The 15,800-nt window shown below is 56.8% G+C and carries 12 protein-coding genes; 5 read left to right on the forward strand and 7 right to left on the reverse strand.

Annotation, left to right across the window (positions count from 1 at the left end; genetic code table 11):
* Positions 1–34 precede the first annotated feature (34 nt).
* Positions 35–457, reverse strand: a complete 423-nt coding sequence (locus O2N63_RS10965) for an NUDIX hydrolase (protein WP_271054312.1) — start codon at positions 455–457, stop codon at positions 35–37.
* A complete protein-coding gene (gene uvrA, locus O2N63_RS10970) occupies positions 454–3,300 on the reverse strand; it encodes an excinuclease ABC subunit UvrA (RefSeq protein ID WP_271054313.1) in 2,847 nt (948 codons plus the stop codon). Before uvrA ends, O2N63_RS10965 begins: the two co-directional genes overlap by 4 nt.
* 267 nt (positions 3,301–3,567) lie before the next feature.
* Here uvrA and O2N63_RS10975 point away from each other — a divergent pair, with 267 nt between their 5' ends.
* Complete coding sequence (locus tag O2N63_RS10975) at positions 3,568–3,891, forward strand: rhodanese-like domain-containing protein (protein WP_271054314.1); 324 nt, start codon at positions 3,568–3,570, stop codon at positions 3,889–3,891.
* 69 nt (positions 3,892–3,960) lie between these two features.
* Here O2N63_RS10975 and lpdA read toward each other — a convergent pair whose 3' ends face one another.
* The 5 genes from lpdA to O2N63_RS11000 form a co-directional block, all read right to left on the reverse strand.
* Positions 3,961–5,355, reverse strand: coding sequence for a dihydrolipoyl dehydrogenase (gene lpdA, locus O2N63_RS10980; RefSeq protein ID WP_271054315.1), 1,395 nt, complete (start codon positions 5,353–5,355; stop codon positions 3,961–3,963).
* 231 nt (positions 5,356–5,586) lie between these two features.
* Positions 5,587–6,162: a DUF924 family protein gene (locus O2N63_RS10985; protein ID WP_271054316.1), complete on the reverse strand. Its 576-nt coding sequence runs from the start codon at positions 6,160–6,162 to the stop codon at positions 5,587–5,589.
* 99 nt (positions 6,163–6,261) lie between these two features.
* Positions 6,262–7,524: an MFS transporter gene (locus O2N63_RS10990; RefSeq protein WP_271054317.1), complete on the reverse strand. Its 1,263-nt coding sequence runs from the start codon at positions 7,522–7,524 to the stop codon at positions 6,262–6,264.
* A gap of 118 nt (positions 7,525–7,642) precedes the next feature.
* Entirely contained in the window at positions 7,643–8,701 is a 1,059-nt protein-coding gene (queA, locus tag O2N63_RS10995; protein WP_271054457.1) for a tRNA preQ1(34) S-adenosylmethionine ribosyltransferase-isomerase QueA, read from the reverse strand.
* A 46-nt stretch (positions 8,702–8,747) separates the two neighbouring features.
* Positions 8,748–12,167, reverse strand: a complete 3,420-nt coding sequence (locus O2N63_RS11000; protein WP_271054318.1) for an AsmA-like C-terminal region-containing protein — start codon at positions 12,165–12,167, stop codon at positions 8,748–8,750.
* Positions 12,168–12,377: 210 nt separating this feature from the next.
* Here O2N63_RS11000 and bcp point away from each other — a divergent pair, with 210 nt between their 5' ends.
* The 4 genes from bcp to O2N63_RS11020 all read left to right on the forward strand — a co-directional run bounded on the left by bcp (position 12,378) and on the right by O2N63_RS11020 (position 15,746).
* Complete coding sequence (gene bcp / locus O2N63_RS11005) at positions 12,378–12,872, forward strand: thioredoxin-dependent thiol peroxidase (protein WP_271054319.1); 495 nt, start codon at positions 12,378–12,380, stop codon at positions 12,870–12,872.
* 2 nt (positions 12,873–12,874) lie between these two features.
* Positions 12,875–13,717 (forward strand): ferritin-like domain-containing protein, encoded by an 843-nt coding sequence (locus O2N63_RS11010; RefSeq protein ID WP_271054320.1) that lies wholly within the window; start codon positions 12,875–12,877, stop codon positions 13,715–13,717.
* A gap of 228 nt (positions 13,718–13,945) precedes the next feature.
* Complete coding sequence (locus O2N63_RS11015; RefSeq protein WP_271054321.1) at positions 13,946–15,259, forward strand: M23 family metallopeptidase; 1,314 nt, start codon at positions 13,946–13,948, stop codon at positions 15,257–15,259.
* Positions 15,249–15,746, forward strand: coding sequence for a bactofilin family protein (locus O2N63_RS11020; RefSeq protein ID WP_271054322.1), 498 nt, complete (start codon positions 15,249–15,251; stop codon positions 15,744–15,746). Before O2N63_RS11015 ends, O2N63_RS11020 begins: the two co-directional genes overlap by 11 nt.
* Positions 15,747–15,800: the final 54 nt, after the last annotated feature.

A 15,800-nucleotide genomic window follows, 5' to 3' on the forward strand; every position in this document is an offset into this window, starting at 1 on the left:
CGCAACCCGCTCGGAGCAATCCGGGCGGGTTTCTTTATGGTTTCAATGCTTTGCGAAGCAGATCTCCGACGCGTTCGCACAGCGGGAGCCGCGCATTGAATACGGTATCGAATGGGACAAAACATGCATCCAGCGCGTCGTCATCAGCAACGGGTTCACCATATTGATACTGGCACAGGATGCCTGCCAATACATAGTGGAATGCGGGTAGATCCTGCCCTGGCAAAGGTGGCTTGATCACCTCTTGCAACTCAAGAAACCGAGCGGCCGTTGCCGTGATCCCGGTTTCCTCCAGCAACTCACGGCAAGCGCCATCTTCCACTGTCTCTCCATATTCCAGCCGCCCGCCGGGAAAGCCCCAAAGCCCTGCATCTGGTTCGTTCCTACGCTGTACCAACAGCACCTCACCCCCGCGGACCACAACGGCGAGCACAGCGAGAGTGGGGGTCGCGCTCACAACATATCCTTCAGGTAGCGCCCGGTATGGCTGGCCTCTACCTTCGCCACTTTCTCTGGCGTGCCCTTGGCGACAATCATTCCGCCGCCATCGCCACCTTCGGGGCCAATATCAATGATGTGATCCGCTGTTTTCACCACATCCAGATTGTGTTCAATCACCACAACTGTATTGCCCTGATCGACCAATTCATGAAGCACTTCCAATAGCTTGCGCACATCTTCGAAATGCAGACCGGTGGTGGGTTCATCAAGGATATAAAGCGTGCGACCGGTGGAACGTTTGGAAAGTTCCTTTGACAGTTTCACCCTCTGCGCTTCGCCACCTGACAGCGTCGTCGCCTGCTGACCGACCTTGATATACCCAAGGCCAACCCGCATCAGCGCATCCATCTTCTCGCGGATCGACGGCACCGCCTGAAAGAACTCCTGTGCATCCTCGACGGTCATATCAAGCACATCAGCGATGCTCTTGCCCTTGAACGTCACCTCCAGCGTTTCACGGTTATAGCGCGCGCCCTTGCAGGTTTCGCAGGTGACATAAACATCCGGTAGGAAATGCATTTCGATTTTGATAACACCGTCACCCTGACAGGCCTCACAACGCCCACCTTTGACGTTGAAGCTGAAACGGCCCGGTTTATAGCCGCGGGTCTTGGATTCAGGCAGACCGGCAAACCATTCCCGGATCGGCGTAAACGCCCCAGTATAGGTCGCCGGGTTCGAGCGCGGGGTGCGACCAATAGGGCGCTGGTCAATGTCGATCACCTTATCGAGATGTTCAAGCCCCTTGATCGTTTCGCAAGGTGCCGGCGTTTGGCGCGCACCATTGAGACGCATGGAAGCGGTCTTGAACAGGGTCTCGATGGTGAGCGTGGATTTCCCGCCCCCCGACACGCCGGTCACACAGACAAACTGGCCCAGTGGAAAATCGGCTGTTACCTTCCGAAGGTTGTTACCTGTCGCCTTCACGACCTGAATTTTTTTGCCATTCCCTTTGCGTCGCTCAACAGGAACCGAAATTTCCCGCGTTCCGGTAAGGTATTGCCCAGTCACAGAGTTTTCACAGGCGGCAATGTCGGCAGGGGTTCCTTTGGCAATGATCTCTCCGCCATGCACACCAGCCCCCGGTCCGATATCAAGCACATAATCAGCCTCGCGAATGGCCTCTTCGTCATGCTCAACAACAATCACGGTATTGCCTTGGTCACGCAGGTTCTTGAGTGTCTCCAAGAGCCGCCCATTGTCGCGCTGATGCAGGCCAATCGACGGTTCATCCAACACGTAAAGCACCCCGGTCAGACCCGACCCGATCTGACTGGCCAGTCGGATCCGCTGGCTTTCGCCACCAGACAGCGTGCCGGAATTGCGGCTGAGGGACAGGTATTCCAGCCCGACATTGTTGAGAAAGCCCAGCCGTTCGCGGATCTCTTTCACAATCGCCCGCGCGATCTCGTTCTTCTGCGCACTCAGATGGTTGGGCACGTCTTCAATCCACGCCAGTGCTTCGCGGATCGACTTTTCAACCACCTGCCCCACATGCAGCAGGTGATCACCCGATCCGATTTTCACCGCCAAAGCTTCATCCTTCAGACGGTATCCACCACAGGCGCCGCAAGGGCGATTGTTCTGATACCGCTCGAATTCTTCGCGCACCCAATTTGAATCCGTTTCGCGATAGCGGCGCTCCATATTCGGGATCACGCCCTCGAACGGTCGCGTGACCTCATATACCCGCCCGCCTTCGTCAAACCGGAACCTGATCTCTTCCTCCCCCGAGCCGTAAAGAAACACCTGCTGCACATGTTTCGGCAGATCTTTCCACGAGGTGCTTTTGTCGAATTCGTAATGTTTGGCAATTGATTCAATCGTTTGCAGGAAGTATGGAGACTTGCCCTTACGCCAGGGTGCCAACGCCCCATCGTAGATCTGCAGCGTCACATCCGGCACCACGAGACGTTCGTCGAAAAAGAGCTCTTTGCCCAGACCATCACATTCCGGGCAGGCCCCAAATGGGGCGTTGAAGGAAAACAGGCGCGGTTCGATTTCCGGGATGGTAAAACCGGAAGTCGGGCAGGCGAAGTTTTCCGAAAAGGTAAAACTCTCTGGCTCTCCCTCGCGCGGCGCAGTTTCCAGAACCGCAATCCCGTCGGCCAGATCCAACGCGGTGCGGAAACTGTCAGCCAACCGCTGCTCCATCCCTTCACGCACCACAATCCGATCCACCACCACGTCGATATTGTGGCGGAATTTCTTATCCAGTGTGGGCGGTGCATCCAGCTCATACATCTCGCCATTCACTTTGACGCGCTGGAAGCCCTTCTTCTGAAGGTCCTGAAATTCCTTGCGATATTCACCTTTGCGGTCGCGCACCATTGGGGCCAGAAGATAGGCGCGAGTCCCCTCCTTCATCTGCATCACCCGATCCACCATATCCTGCACCTGCTGTGCTTCAATCGGCAGGCCGGTGGCCGGGGAATAGGGCGTGCCCGCGCGGGCAAAGAGCAAACGAAGGTAGTCGTAGATCTCGGTGACAGTGCCCACGGTCGAGCGCGGGTTTTTCGAGGTGGTCTTCTGTTCAATGGAAATCGCAGGTGACAACCCGGCAATATGATCCACGTCAGGTTTTTCCATCATATCAAGGAATTGCCGCGCGTAAGCCGACAGGCTTTCCACGTACCGCCTCTGCCCTTCCGCATAGATGGTATCAAAGGCGAGCGAGGATTTTCCCGAGCCGGACAGCCCGGTGATCACCACAAGCTCATCGCGCGGAATGTCCACGTCAATCGACTTGAGGTTATGCTCGCGCGCCCCGCGTACCTGAATTTCCTTAAGCTCGGCCATGATGCCCCCTCATGCGGCGCGCAAACCAGACCGCGCCCACCAATTCACATTGCATTAACCGATAGGACAAACAAGGCGGCGGGACAATCGAAAAATGAGAACATTAGTGGAACATATCGCCAGCTAGCAAGGAAATTTGCATTTATATTCCAATTTTCGAATATTTAATCAGAGCTCGTATTGACCACGACTGACCGCACACTATATGCCCAACAGAAAGTAACTGAGAGGCCACAGATGTTCGGGTTTATGATGGGGGGGGCAAAAATGTCGCCGCAAGATGCAATCAACAAAGCCAAGTCTGGCGAAATCACCGTGATCGACGTGCGCGACCATGGCGAGGTGAAGACGACCGGCAAAGCCAAAGGCGCCATTGTGGTGCCGCTTTCCGTGATACAATTTCAGTGCGATCCGAAAGGACCAGATTTCAACAAGGACATCGACCCGTCGAAACCGGTTGCCCTCTATTGCGCCTCCGGCGCACGTTCAGCCATGGGCGCGCGGATCCTGAAAAAGCTCGGATATGGTGAAGTTTTCAACATCGGTGGGCTTGGGCACTGGCATCAGGCGGGGGGCGAACTCACCCGCTAACTCCCCTTCAGAAACGCAAAAACCCGCGCCTTATAGCGCGGGTTTTCTTTTTAATATCTTAACATTGCCTTAGATATGAATAGCCCGATCATAGGCGTCAAGCACCGCCTCGTGCATCGATTCACTGATCGTCGGATGCGGGAAAACCGTGTGCATCAGCTCTTCCTCGGTGGTTTCAAGCGTCTTGCCCACCACATAGCCCTGGATCATTTCAGTCACTTCCGGACCAACCATATGGGCGCCGAGCAGCTCGCCGGTCTTGGCGTCGAAGACGGTTTTGATCATCCCGTCGGCATCACCCATGGCGATGGCCTTGCCGTTGCCGATGAAGGGGAAACGACCGACCTTGATCTCATACCCCTGCTCTTTCGCCTTGGCTTCTGACAGACCAACCGAAGCCACTTGTGGGTGACAATAGGTGCAGCCCGGAATGCTTTCCGGTTTCACCGGATGGGCATGCAGACCGTTGATCAGTTCCGCCACCATGACACCTTCATGGCTGGCTTTGTGGGCAAGCCACGGCGCACCGGCGATGTCGCCAATCGCATAAAGCCCGTCCACACCAGTCCGGCAATAGGCATCGGTCACAACATGGGTGCGGTCGATTTTTACACCGAGCGCTTCCAGCCCCAGCCCTTCGACATTGCCGACAATGCCAACGGCGGAAATTACGGTGTCGAATTCCTGTTTCTCGACCTTGCCGCCCACTTCGATATGCGCGGTCACTTTTCCCTTGGCACGATCGAGTTGCTTGACCATGGCTTTTTCCATGATCTTGAGGCCCTGCTTCACAAAGCTTTTCTTGGCAAAGGCCGAGATTTCAGCATCTTCCACCGGAAGCACGCGATCCATCACCTCTACCACGGTGGTGTCTGCCCCCAGAGTGTTGAAGAAGCTCGCAAACTCAATGCCAATGGCACCAGATCCAATCACCAGCAGCTTTTTCGGCATACGCGGCGGGTTCAGAGCGTGTTTGTAGGTCCAGACCAGATCGCCATCCGCCTCAAGACCCGGCAGTTCGCGGGCGCGGGCACCGGTGGCGAGGATAATGTTCGGTGCAGTGAGCTCTTCGACGCCCTTGTCGGTTTTCACTGACACCTTGCCCTTAGCCGGGATCGTCGCCTCGCCCATCACCACGGTGACTTTGTTCTTCTTCATCAGGTGACCAATGCCGGAAGACAGCTGTTTTGCCACGCCGCGCGAGCGCTTGACGATGGCAGGCAGATCATAATCGATCTTTCCCGCGGACAGTCCGAACTCTTTGGCGCGGTGCATCAGATGGAACACTTCTGCTGAACGCAACAGCGCCTTGGTTGGAATACAGCCCCAGTTCAGGCAGATCCCACCGAGATGTTCACGTTCAATAATGGCCACATTCTGACCAAGCTGAGCAGCCCGAATGGCGGCGACATAGCCCCCCGGTCCTGCTCCGACGACGATTGTATCAAAACCTTTTGCGGCCATGGATTCCTCCTGGGTTATGCACCGGGCAATAAAGATAGTTTGCCATTAAACTATTTTGTTCAACGGATCAATGAAATTGCAAAATACCCATTTTTTATGGGTATCACCCTGAAATTTCACCCCTATTCCAGCATATCTTTTCCAATTCTGGCGATATCCGTCGCGATCAGCAAATAAAAAAAGGCCGCGCCGGATGGCACAGCCTCGGTTTACCGGGTTTTTCATGGCTGATCAGTTGGCGAACTGGTCCAGCACGGCGCCATAGCCGCCTTCTGCTTCAAACGCCACTTCTGGTTCAGTGGGGGTGCGTTCCAACGCGTCATTTCGGTATGGGAAGCGGCCAAACCGACGGATCACTTCGCGATGCACACGGGCATGGAGCATATTGCTGCCCGCGGCTTCCCCTTCCATGCGCGTCATCACAAGGCGGACACAACGTTCCTGATCCGGCAAGTTTTCACTGTGCATAAGGGGCAGATAGAAGAATTGTCGATGCGGTTCCGGGATACGTTTGTCCCACCCTTGCGAAATTGCGCGTTTCGCGGCCGCACGCGCCAGATGATCGGTGGCAAAGGCATTTGCGCTGCCACGGAACATATTGCGCGGGAACTGGTCCATGAGAATGATATAGGCCAACGCACATTCGGCGTCTTTCATCCAAATGTCATAGGCTCCTGCTCGGGCAGCCTCCCATTCAGCCTCAAATCGATCCCGGATGGTCTGGTCCAACTCTTCCGAACCTTGATACCATCCTTCGGGTCCTACCTCATTCACCCAGAATTCGATGATCTCACTTGGCGCGCACATGGTTTTTCCTCCTTACGCGTTCTCTTTGAGATCAAGGTTTGCAAAATCTTAACGCTCACGCAACGTCAATTCGCAATCGGGTAACATTTTGAAATGTTATTACGAATTCGTTGCAGTTTCGTCATCACTGGCCTCTTCCGCCCAGACTTCTTGCGCCATATCCATAGCCATCGGAGAACCAGTGGGGGCCATGGTCACATAAGAACCAACATCTTCAGGCAGCGGAGCAGTACGACGGGTCGAGCGCCACAGGCCATAAGCCAGAAGCGACAGCAAAAGAATTCCCATGTAGGCAAAAAACCCAAGTGGCCCCATTGCGCCCATGATCCAGCCAGTCACCACCGGCCCCATAATAGCTCCAATCCCGTTGATGAACACCAGACCGGCCGACGCGGCAGCCATGTTATCGCTTTCAAGAAAATCATTCACATAAGCGAGCAGCAACGCGTATAGCGGGTTGGTCATCCCACCAACAAAGAAGGCCGAGACAAGATAAGAATAGTAGTTGGCGCCGGTGAAAATGGGCAGAAACGCCGCGACCCCGGCGATGCCGGATACAATCAGCACAAGATATCGACGATCAAACCGATCCGAAATCCAACCAATTGGATACTGCAAAACCAGCCCGCCAATATAGAACATTGATACGAAGAATGAGATCTCGCCGACTGACATTCCGATTTCACTGCCGAATACGGCGGCCATACCAAACATGGCCGAGAACACCCCGCCCACGACCATGATCCCAACAAAGCCCAGAGGGGAAAGATGGAATAGCTCCCGCAAGCTCATCCCCTTGGTGTTTTCAAACGCCGGTGTTGGGCTGATCGACAACAGGATCGGTGCAAAGGCAATAGAAACCAGCACCGATGGGAGGATGAACAGCAGGAAGCCCCCCGGATCACCGAGAACCAGCAAATACTGTGCTGCAATAATGCCCACCATCTGAACAATCAGGTAAAGCGACAGCGCCTTTCCACGGTTCTCGTTATCGGCGGCATTGTTGAGCCAGCTTTCTGCGGTGATATAAACCCCCGAAAAGCAAAATCCGATTACAACCCGCAGCACAGTCCAGGAAATCGGATTGGCCCAGGCCGGATAGAGGATCAGCACCGCCGATACCAGCGACCCAAGTGCCGCGAAGACGCGGACATGCCCCACGCGGCGGATCATCGTGGGTGTCAGTCGCGAGCCAAACAGGAACCCGGCAAAATAGCCCGACATGACAATCGACATCTGGAAGGTCGAAAACCCTTCGATCCCGCCCCGGATCCCCAACAGCGTGCCCTGCACACCATTACCAACCATCAACAGCATGATCCCCAGAAGTAGGGCCCACGAGCTAGACAACACCTGGATCATGACGGTTCCTCAACCTTGCATAAAACGAAATCAGACCCCCGAGCATAAGGGGAAATCATATCAGGTATCCAACAATCACGACGCGAGAAGGTCGCGTTTCGTCAATTTTGCAACGAGATCATCCCTGAGGAAGCAAAAGGGAGCTGTCGCCATAGGAAAAGAACCGGTAACGATGATCGATCGCATGGGCATAGATATCCCGCATCCGCTCAACGCCCATCAGAGCAGAGACCAGCATCATCAACGTGGATTTGGGCAGGTGAAAGTTTGTCATCAGCCCATCAGCCAGTTTAAATCTATAGCCAGGCTTGATGAAGATATCGGTTTCTCCGACCCACGGCGACATCTGTCCCGGACCCTCGGCTGCACTTTCAACCAGACGCAGCGCGGTGGTGCCCACCGGGATGATCCGCCCGCCAGCCTCTTTGGTGGTATTGATTTCAGCCGCGGCTTCTGCCGAGATCTGCCCCCATTCGGAATGCATCTTGTGATCGCGAACGTCATCCACCTTGACCGGAAGAAAGGTACCTGCCCCGACATGGAGGGTCACTTCGGTGATGCCGACGCCCATCGCCCGCACCTTCTCCAACAGGTCATCATCAAAATGCAGAGACGCGGTTGGGGCTGCCACGGCACCTGTTTTCTTGGCAAAAACCGTTTGGTAATCCTCATTGTCCTGCGCGTCAGCGGCGCGTTTTGCGGCGATATATGGTGGCAGTGGCATCTGGCCAGCCTCTTGCAAGGCGGCGTCGAAATCTGCCCCAGACATATTGAAGGCCAGCACCCCCTGCCCGTCTTCCTTGGATAGAAGCTCGGCAGACAACCCCGCGGCAAACGCGATCACCTCGCCCTCTCGGATCTTGCGGAGGGGTTTGACCATGGCGCGCCAATGCCCGTCGGCAGTCGGAGACAGCAATGTCACTTCGATCTTCGACACCCCTTCGCCCGGCGCCTGCCCGGGGCGGGTGCGCGTGCCGGACAGCCGTCCGGGGATGACTTTTGTGTTGTTCAACACCAATCGATCGCCCGGACGCAGCCAGTCACACAGGTCATGCACATGGGCGTCGACCATCCCATCCGGATTGGCCACCAACATGCGGCTCGCGGGGCGGGGGCGCACAGGGCGGGTCGCAATCAGCTTTTCCGGCAGGTCGAAATCGAAATCACTCAGCTTCATCAGGTCGTCTTTTGTCAGGTCATAGCCCGGCGGGTCGGGCAAATGATCATTGCGGTTTGGGTGGCGGTTTGCGCCGGAAAATGTCTCTAAAGATACCGGGCGTGAAAAGCGAGAGCGGATTTACCCCGACATCCGGGTTTTCTGGTGTGCCGGACAAAGTATAGTTAAACCCAATCAGCCCTTCCCCTTTCCGCGCCAAAGCACGACCGGCAGAATTGACAATATAGAAAGGGGAAATCACCCCCTGCATCTCCATTTCACTGGAGCCAAGATGGTAATACCCATCCATCGAAACACCGAGGGAATGCCCCACCGCCGAGCTGCGATAGATCGTCACTTTCTCCGGGTCGAGCCTGAACCGGGCAGTGACTTCACCAAAAGGAATGCCCTGCCCACCCAATTGCTGCAGCAGCCCGACAACCGAGACCGCAGACAGCAGCTCGGCCATGGCCGGGGCGTCACGAACAGAAACATCTCCGACCTTCAGCTCCCCTTCATAGGTCCCCTTGGAGCCCCCTGGGGCGAGCACAAGTTCCAGATCGCCGCCATAGGCATTCTTGAAAACGCCCGCATCGCGCATCACACCACCGGCATCGTCGGATTTGATCCGAATGGCCATTCCATTGGCCTGCGGCGCCACAGCACCCGTGATCCCGGCCCCTCCGCCGACACGCGCCTGAAAGGTGCCCTTGGTGCCATTGTGCTGCTGAAACTTACCATCAAACTGGGTCAGGGTGATGCCGCTGGAGACGATCAACCGGTCCAGCACCAGATCAATTGGAACGGCCCCCGGAACACTGCCGCCTTTCCCGGACCCCAACGTCGCATTGCGCATATCAACAGTGCCCCCGTTGACGGAAATGGCAGGCGGGAGACCTTCGCCGCGCCCCGTCAAGGTCACCGGAGCATCAAGCCAGCCCGCCAGCTGAACACTGCCAAACTGCGCAATATCAAGCCCCCCCTGCTCATGAAGACGGATCTGCCCCACTGCCGACAGCCCCGCCGCGGTCAAGGTGATTTTGGGAACATGTACCGGCTTTCCAAGCACCGCTTCAATCTCCAGAGACCCTTTGCGATTAGCAGGCTTTGCCCAGCCCAGCGGATTGAATGACATAGCCAAACCAGACAGATCTGATTGCGCCACAAGCGTCGTCGGCTCTCCGGGGGTGATGGTCATATCAAACTGCGCTTGGCTTTCGCCACTGACACTTCCTTTGGGCAAATCAATCGACAACTCATCCAGCAATCTCTGATCGAGAACCGCGCGACCGGACACCGTCGACTTGCCGCCATTTGCCTTGACCCCAAGCGGAAGGTTCCAAGTTGCGGACAGCGGCATCTGGCCAAGCCCCCCCTGCCCCGTCAGCTCCAACCCATCGTGACGCACGTGCAACTTGCCGCTGCTCAACCGCAGTGTTTTCCCTTCGATCAGCTTGGTGCTTTCGCCATTCCAGACATCAGCCAAAAGATTGAAACGCAGCTCTTCTTTCGGAATTTTTTTCATCAACCGCAGATCAATTTGACCCGAAAGCTCAAATTGCCCCTTGTCGACAATATCCGCCCCAATCCGCCCGGATTTTCGGAAGATCCGATAAGGCGGTTCGGCCAGCAATGCGAGCGCCGCAGGCACCTGGCCTCGCAGCGACAAATCCACCCGCGCCGGGCTGGGCTTGGTTTTCATATCAAGGATCACAAACCGCGTGCCCGAAACATCGATCGGCGCCTGCCCCTCGGGGCGCACGAACCCGCTATCTGCCGAGACAATCATCTGGTTTTGCTCAATCGAGAACCGGCCCGACACATTGCGCACCGGTATCATGCCCTTCACAACTTCGGCCCGCATCCCAACAAGGTTTGAGCTGAGTGAAATCTTGGGGTCTTCGCCCGGCAGAACCCGCAACGCCGCAGTGACATTCTCAAGATGCCCCTCATAAAGCTTGGTCTTGGTCCATTTGCGAGATTTCGCGCCTTTCTCGGTCAGTGGCCAAAACGCCAGCACCTGTTCTTTCGTCACTTTATCGGCCGACAGGTCCAGCGCCAGATCCCAGCCATTGCTGCGCGCAATAGCCCGACCGTATCCCGTCACATGCCCCGCCCCTTGCGACAGGTTGACCGCCCCCAATTCCAGCGTAAAGGGGGACAGACGCAAACGAAAATCGGCACCCCCACCGGTCAGTTCCAGCGGAGCTTCAAACATGTCTGGCGGAGTTATCCGTGCCGAGGTCAAGCTAAGCTGACCGATCAGCTCTGCGGGCCAGCCCTGCTCCCACCCGCGCAGATAAGAATGGCCCTCCACCTGGGCCTCCCCCCAATCGGTGAGAATGGAAACCTCGGCAAAGTCGATGCGTTCCCGCTCCGGATCATAATCCATATAGACCTTGCCGCCATCAAAGCGGATCGGCGCAACCCCGGCACCGGGCGTCACGGCACCCTCTCCGAATTCAAGCGTGCCAGCCATATCCTGGATCAATCCGGCGTCGCTGATCACAGTGTGCAGTGCTCCCGAAATCGGGGCGTCAACCACACCAAGGAACGCCATCACCGGCGATTGCGCCGCAATATCCCGCGCCAGCGCATTCTTGAATGTGGCCGTCATGGTCGCCCCGGACCGCCCCTTGAAGGCGCGGAACCCGAGAACGGTTTCAGCCAGAACCTCGGTCTGATTGAACACATCAAACGAAACGGTGATGTCCACCGCCTCTTCATTATGTGTCAGTGTCATCTGCCCGTCTGTGACCTGCCAAAGCCGCCCTGAACGGGCATCCTCAAGCGTGATGGTCAGGGCTTCGGTCGAGATTTCCTCGAGGTCTGCCAATGTGCCATCGGTAAACTCGCTGTCGATCACATCAAGGATCGACGCCAGATCGCCGCTCGCCCCGCCGCTCGTGCCAAAACTGAGGTCAAAATCACCGTTGGCCCGTCGGCGCAATGTGACCTGAGCGCCAGATAGGCGCAGCCAAGCGGGTTTGATATCGCCGCGCAAGACGTCACCGATGCGCACGCCCCCTTCGACCGCATTCAAACGCGCCACTTCCAGCCCGGTCTGGTCCTTCACCCCTACATCCACAAAGCGCAGATTGGGAATGCCTTTGGGGCTGATCCCCAACTCGACTCGATGCAGCGACAGGTCTGCACGGTCAGTTTGTGCATTAATCACGGTTTCAATCCGTGTGGTGACCCAATCCGGTATGCCAACGACACGCCCGGTCAGGGACATCGACAGCATGACCAGAAACAGCCCGCCCAGCAGGATCAGCATCACACTCCAGATGCTCAGATGCCATTTCAGACGACGTCGCCTGCGTGCCTTGCGGGCGGCAATGGGACACATGGGACCATCAGGCCCCGGAACCACGCGGGCTGCTGCGGTCGCCGTACCAATGCTGTCTTTGCCGGTAGGTCCTTCACCATCCGGCAGCTCTGGCGGCAAGGATTGCCTGTCCAGCTGATGCGGATCTTCATCCATTTTGCCTTTGGCGCCCTTTTCTCTGCCCGGTCATTCAGCCCAACTTTGCTGGCCCTATTCTCTTCATATTGACAGGCCAGCTTCTTGTGTCGGACGGCACTGGTCAATTTCGCCTTGAACCTGTTGTAAGGCATGGTTTCATATTGCGGTGTTTACCCGTAAAACGAAAGCCTTGATATTGCTAATTCGCATGGGGAAGGAAGCCAAGCAATGGATGCAAAACCTTTGGAAACAGGCTCAAAAGCGCCCGAATTCACTTTGCCACAGGATGGTGGTGATCCGGTCACTCTTGCCCGACTCACCAATGATCCATCAGTCGGACCGGTAATCCTTTTCTTCTACCCAAAAGATAGCACTCCGGGCTGCACCACCGAAGCCAGGGAGTTCTCGACGCTCCTGCCAGAGTTCCACGCCCTTGGCGCACAGGTCTTTGGCATTTCCAAGGACAGCCTGAAACGACATGAAAACTTCCGCGCCAAGCAGGAACTGACCGTGCCGCTCCTGTCCGATGCCGATGCGCAAATCTGCGAGGCTTATGGCACCTGGGGTGAAAAGAAAAACTATGGGCGGACCTATCTGGGGATCACCCGCACCACCTATCTTATTGATAGCAAAGGGGATATCGCGCAGGTTTGGAGCAAGGTAAAGGTCAAGGACCACGCACAGGCTGTGCTGGACGCCACCCGCGCTCTGGTTGGGGCATGACCATGCCCCTAAAACCCCTTGCCCAAATGGCCGAAGAGGTGCTGCGCACCGCAGATGGCCGCGAAAAATGTGCCCTGTCCCGCCGCTATGCCGCCGACTGGTTTGCCGCCCGTGCAGATGGCACTCTGCCCGAAATTGGCACGGCCTCTCCGCCTGACTTTCCCGCGCGCCCCGAAAAACCCGAACTGAAAGATCCCCGTGGCGTGCCAAGACGCCGCCCCGGCAGCCCGGAGGGGCGGATCGCCCTTTTGCACGCTGTGGCCCATATCGAACTGAACGCGGTTGATCTGCACTGGGACATCATCGCCCGGTTCTGCAACGTCAAAATGCCAGCCGGCTTCTATGATGACTGGGTTAAGGCGGCTGACGAAGAAAGCAATCATTTCAACCTTGTATCCGACCGACTTGAAGCACTGGGCAGCCATTACGGCGCTCTTGCAGCCCATGCGGGCATGTGGCGGGCGGCTGAGGACACCAAGGATGACTTCATGGGCCGCCTGGCCGTGGTGCCGATGGTATTGGAGGCCCGCGGGCTGGATGTCACCCCGGGCATGATCAATGTTTTTCGCTCGGCAAAAGATACCGACACGGTGGCGGCTCTTGAGGTGATCTATGCCGAAGAAGTGGGCCATGTTGCCTATGGGTCCAAGTGGTTCCATTTCCTCTGCGGTCGCCATGAGCTTGACCCGAAAGAGGAATTCCACCGCTTGGTGCGCACCTATTTTCACGGCGCGTTAAAGCCGCCCTTCAACGAAGAAAAGCGCGCTGAGGCGGGGCTCCCCCCCGATTTTTACTGGCCACTGGCGGAAGAAACCCCCAAGCGCCCACGCGGCTCTCCGGGTTGATCCGGTCATAATCGTCCACGCGAGGATGCTTCATCATCGGCAGCATCCCGCGTGTTTTGCGCCATAACGTCCCGGCAGACCGAAAATTCTTGCGTGATCGCAGGGTGCAGGGTAAGCACTTCGCGTGCGCTGAAAAAGGGTCCAGCAGAGATTGCAGAGCGGACAAAGGCAGAATGGGAATGGGGGCCCACACAGTCGATAACTGTGGGGCGACAAACGAGGTCTAGTTTGAAGACACGCCTGATAGACAAGTTGAACCACGCGCTTGAACGGTTCTTTCCGGAACAACGCCTGTTCCTTCGCTCAGACGACGGTACGCGATTCATTCGCCTGACACCCCTGGCGCAGTCGGTCGGCTGGACCGGCTCTGCCGCCTTTATCGCATGGTCGATCATTGCCACGGCTGTTCTTTTGATGGACAGCATCGGATCAGGCAACCTGCGCGATCAGGCGCGGCGAGAAAAGCAGCTTTTTGAGGAACGCCTGCAAACCCTTTCCTCTGAACGCGATGCCCGAACCGCAGAAGCCGCTGCTGCACAAGCCCGCTTTACCAAGGCACTTAACGAGATTTCCGAGATCCAGAGCGAGCTGCTGACGTCTGAGGAGCGGCTGCGCGAGTTGGAAACAGGTATCGGCGTCATTCAGGGCACCCTGCGACGTACCCTCGCGGAACGAGACGAAGCCCGCAACACCCTGACGACTGTGATTGCGGAAAATGAAGGAGAGGCCGAAAAGAACGCCCCCCTTTCCCCTGAAGCACGCGACACGATGTCCTTTCTGACCGCCGCGCTTGAAACCACCGCTATTCAACGTGACATGCTGGCCGAGAAATCTGCCGAAGCAGAGCAGTATGCTCAGGAAATTTACTACGAAAACCGCCTGCGCGACGAACGCAACGATCAGATCTTCCGCCAGCTCGAAGATGCCGTGTCGATCTCGATGGAGCCGATGGACAAAATGTTCCGCCAAACCGGCATGTCTGTCGATCATATTCTCGGCCAGATCAAAAGCGGCTATTCCGGCCAAGGTGGCCCAATGACACCATTGATCCTCTCGACCCGAGGGGGGGAACCCGACGCTGACGGGATGCGCGCCAATGAGATCCTGAACAAGCTGGATCGCATGAACCTTTACCGCATTGCGGCGCAAAAGATGCCCTTTGATATGCCGGTCAAATCCGGCTTCCGCTTTACCTCCGGCTTTGGCAGCCGCTGGGGGCGGATGCACAACGGCACCGATTTCGCCGCCGCCGTCGGCACACCGATCTATGCCCCTGCGGATGGGGTGGTCACATTTGCAGGGTGGAGCTCGGGTTATGGCCGTCTGGTCAAGATCCAGCACCAGTTCGGGATTGAAACCCGCTATGCGCACCAATCTGCCATTCGCGTAAAAAAAGGCCAAAGGGTATCGCGCGGTGACAGAATCGGTGATATTGGAAACTCTGGGCGCTCCACCGGTCCGCATTTGCACTATGAAGTGCGCGTCGGTGGCAAACCCATCAACCCGATGATCTACATCAAGGCAGGACGAGATGTTTTCTAAATCCAAGATCAATGAACCGGGCCCAAAAGCCGGTGAAAACGAAGTGAAACCGGCAGCCTCTGAGAAACCGGCAGTTCCGACCCCGTCGGCCCCTCCGGCAACGCCGAAGGCCAAACCCCCGGCATCGACCCTGTCTTCTGATCTGGTGATCAAAGGCGACATCCGCTCGACCGGCGACATCATTGTCGAAGGCACTGTGGAAGGTGACATCCGCGCCCATCAGCTGACCATTGGCGAAGGCGCCACGGTCAAAGGCGAAGTGATTGGCGATGACGTGGTCATCAACGGCCGCATCATTGGTCGTCTGCGCGGCCTGAAGGTGCGCCTGACGTCGTCGGCGCGTGTTGAAGGTGATATCATTCACAAGACCATTGCCATCGAAAGCGGAGCGCATTTCGAAGGCTCGGTGCAGCGTCAGGACGACCCGCTTGCCAAAGGCAGCCGCACCCCCGTGGCGCCTGCTCCGAAGGCCGCCGCCAAAGAATAATCCACCACAACGTGGAAATGAAAAGGCCGCCTCAACGGGCGGCCTTTTCTGTTG

This window comes from Aliiroseovarius salicola (assembly GCF_027891095.1).
GTDB classification, from domain to species: Bacteria; Pseudomonadota; Alphaproteobacteria; order Rhodobacterales; family Rhodobacteraceae; genus Aliiroseovarius; species Aliiroseovarius salicola.

Excerpts from the sequence above, each read along its gene's own strand:
- uvrA (WP_271054313.1), bottom strand. The coding sequence starts at position 3,300 with ATGGCCGAGCTTAAGGAAATTCAGGTACGCGGGGCGCGCGAGCATAAC.
- O2N63_RS10975 (WP_271054314.1), top strand. The coding sequence starts at position 3,568 with ATGTCGCCGCAAGATGCAATCAACAAAGCCAAGTCTGGCGAAATCACC.
- lpdA (WP_271054315.1), bottom strand. The coding sequence starts at position 5,355 with ATGGCCGCAAAAGGTTTTGATACAATCGTCGTCGGAGCAGGACCGGGG.
- O2N63_RS10985 (WP_271054316.1), bottom strand. The coding sequence starts at position 6,162 with ATGTGCGCGCCAAGTGAGATCATCGAATTCTGGGTGAATGAGGTAGGA.
- O2N63_RS10990 (WP_271054317.1), bottom strand. The coding sequence starts at position 7,524 with ATGATCCAGGTGTTGTCTAGCTCGTGGGCCCTACTTCTGGGGATCATG.
- queA (WP_271054457.1), bottom strand. The coding sequence starts at position 8,701 with ATGAAGCTGAGTGATTTCGATTTCGACCTGCCGGAAAAGCTGATTGCG.
- O2N63_RS11000 (WP_271054318.1), bottom strand. The coding sequence starts at position 12,167 with ATGGATGAAGATCCGCATCAGCTGGACAGGCAATCCTTGCCGCCAGAG.
- bcp (WP_271054319.1), top strand. The coding sequence starts at position 12,378 with ATGGATGCAAAACCTTTGGAAACAGGCTCAAAAGCGCCCGAATTCACT.
- O2N63_RS11010 (WP_271054320.1), top strand. The coding sequence starts at position 12,875 with ATGCCCCTAAAACCCCTTGCCCAAATGGCCGAAGAGGTGCTGCGCACC.
- O2N63_RS11020 (WP_271054322.1), top strand. The coding sequence starts at position 15,249 with ATGTTTTCTAAATCCAAGATCAATGAACCGGGCCCAAAAGCCGGTGAA.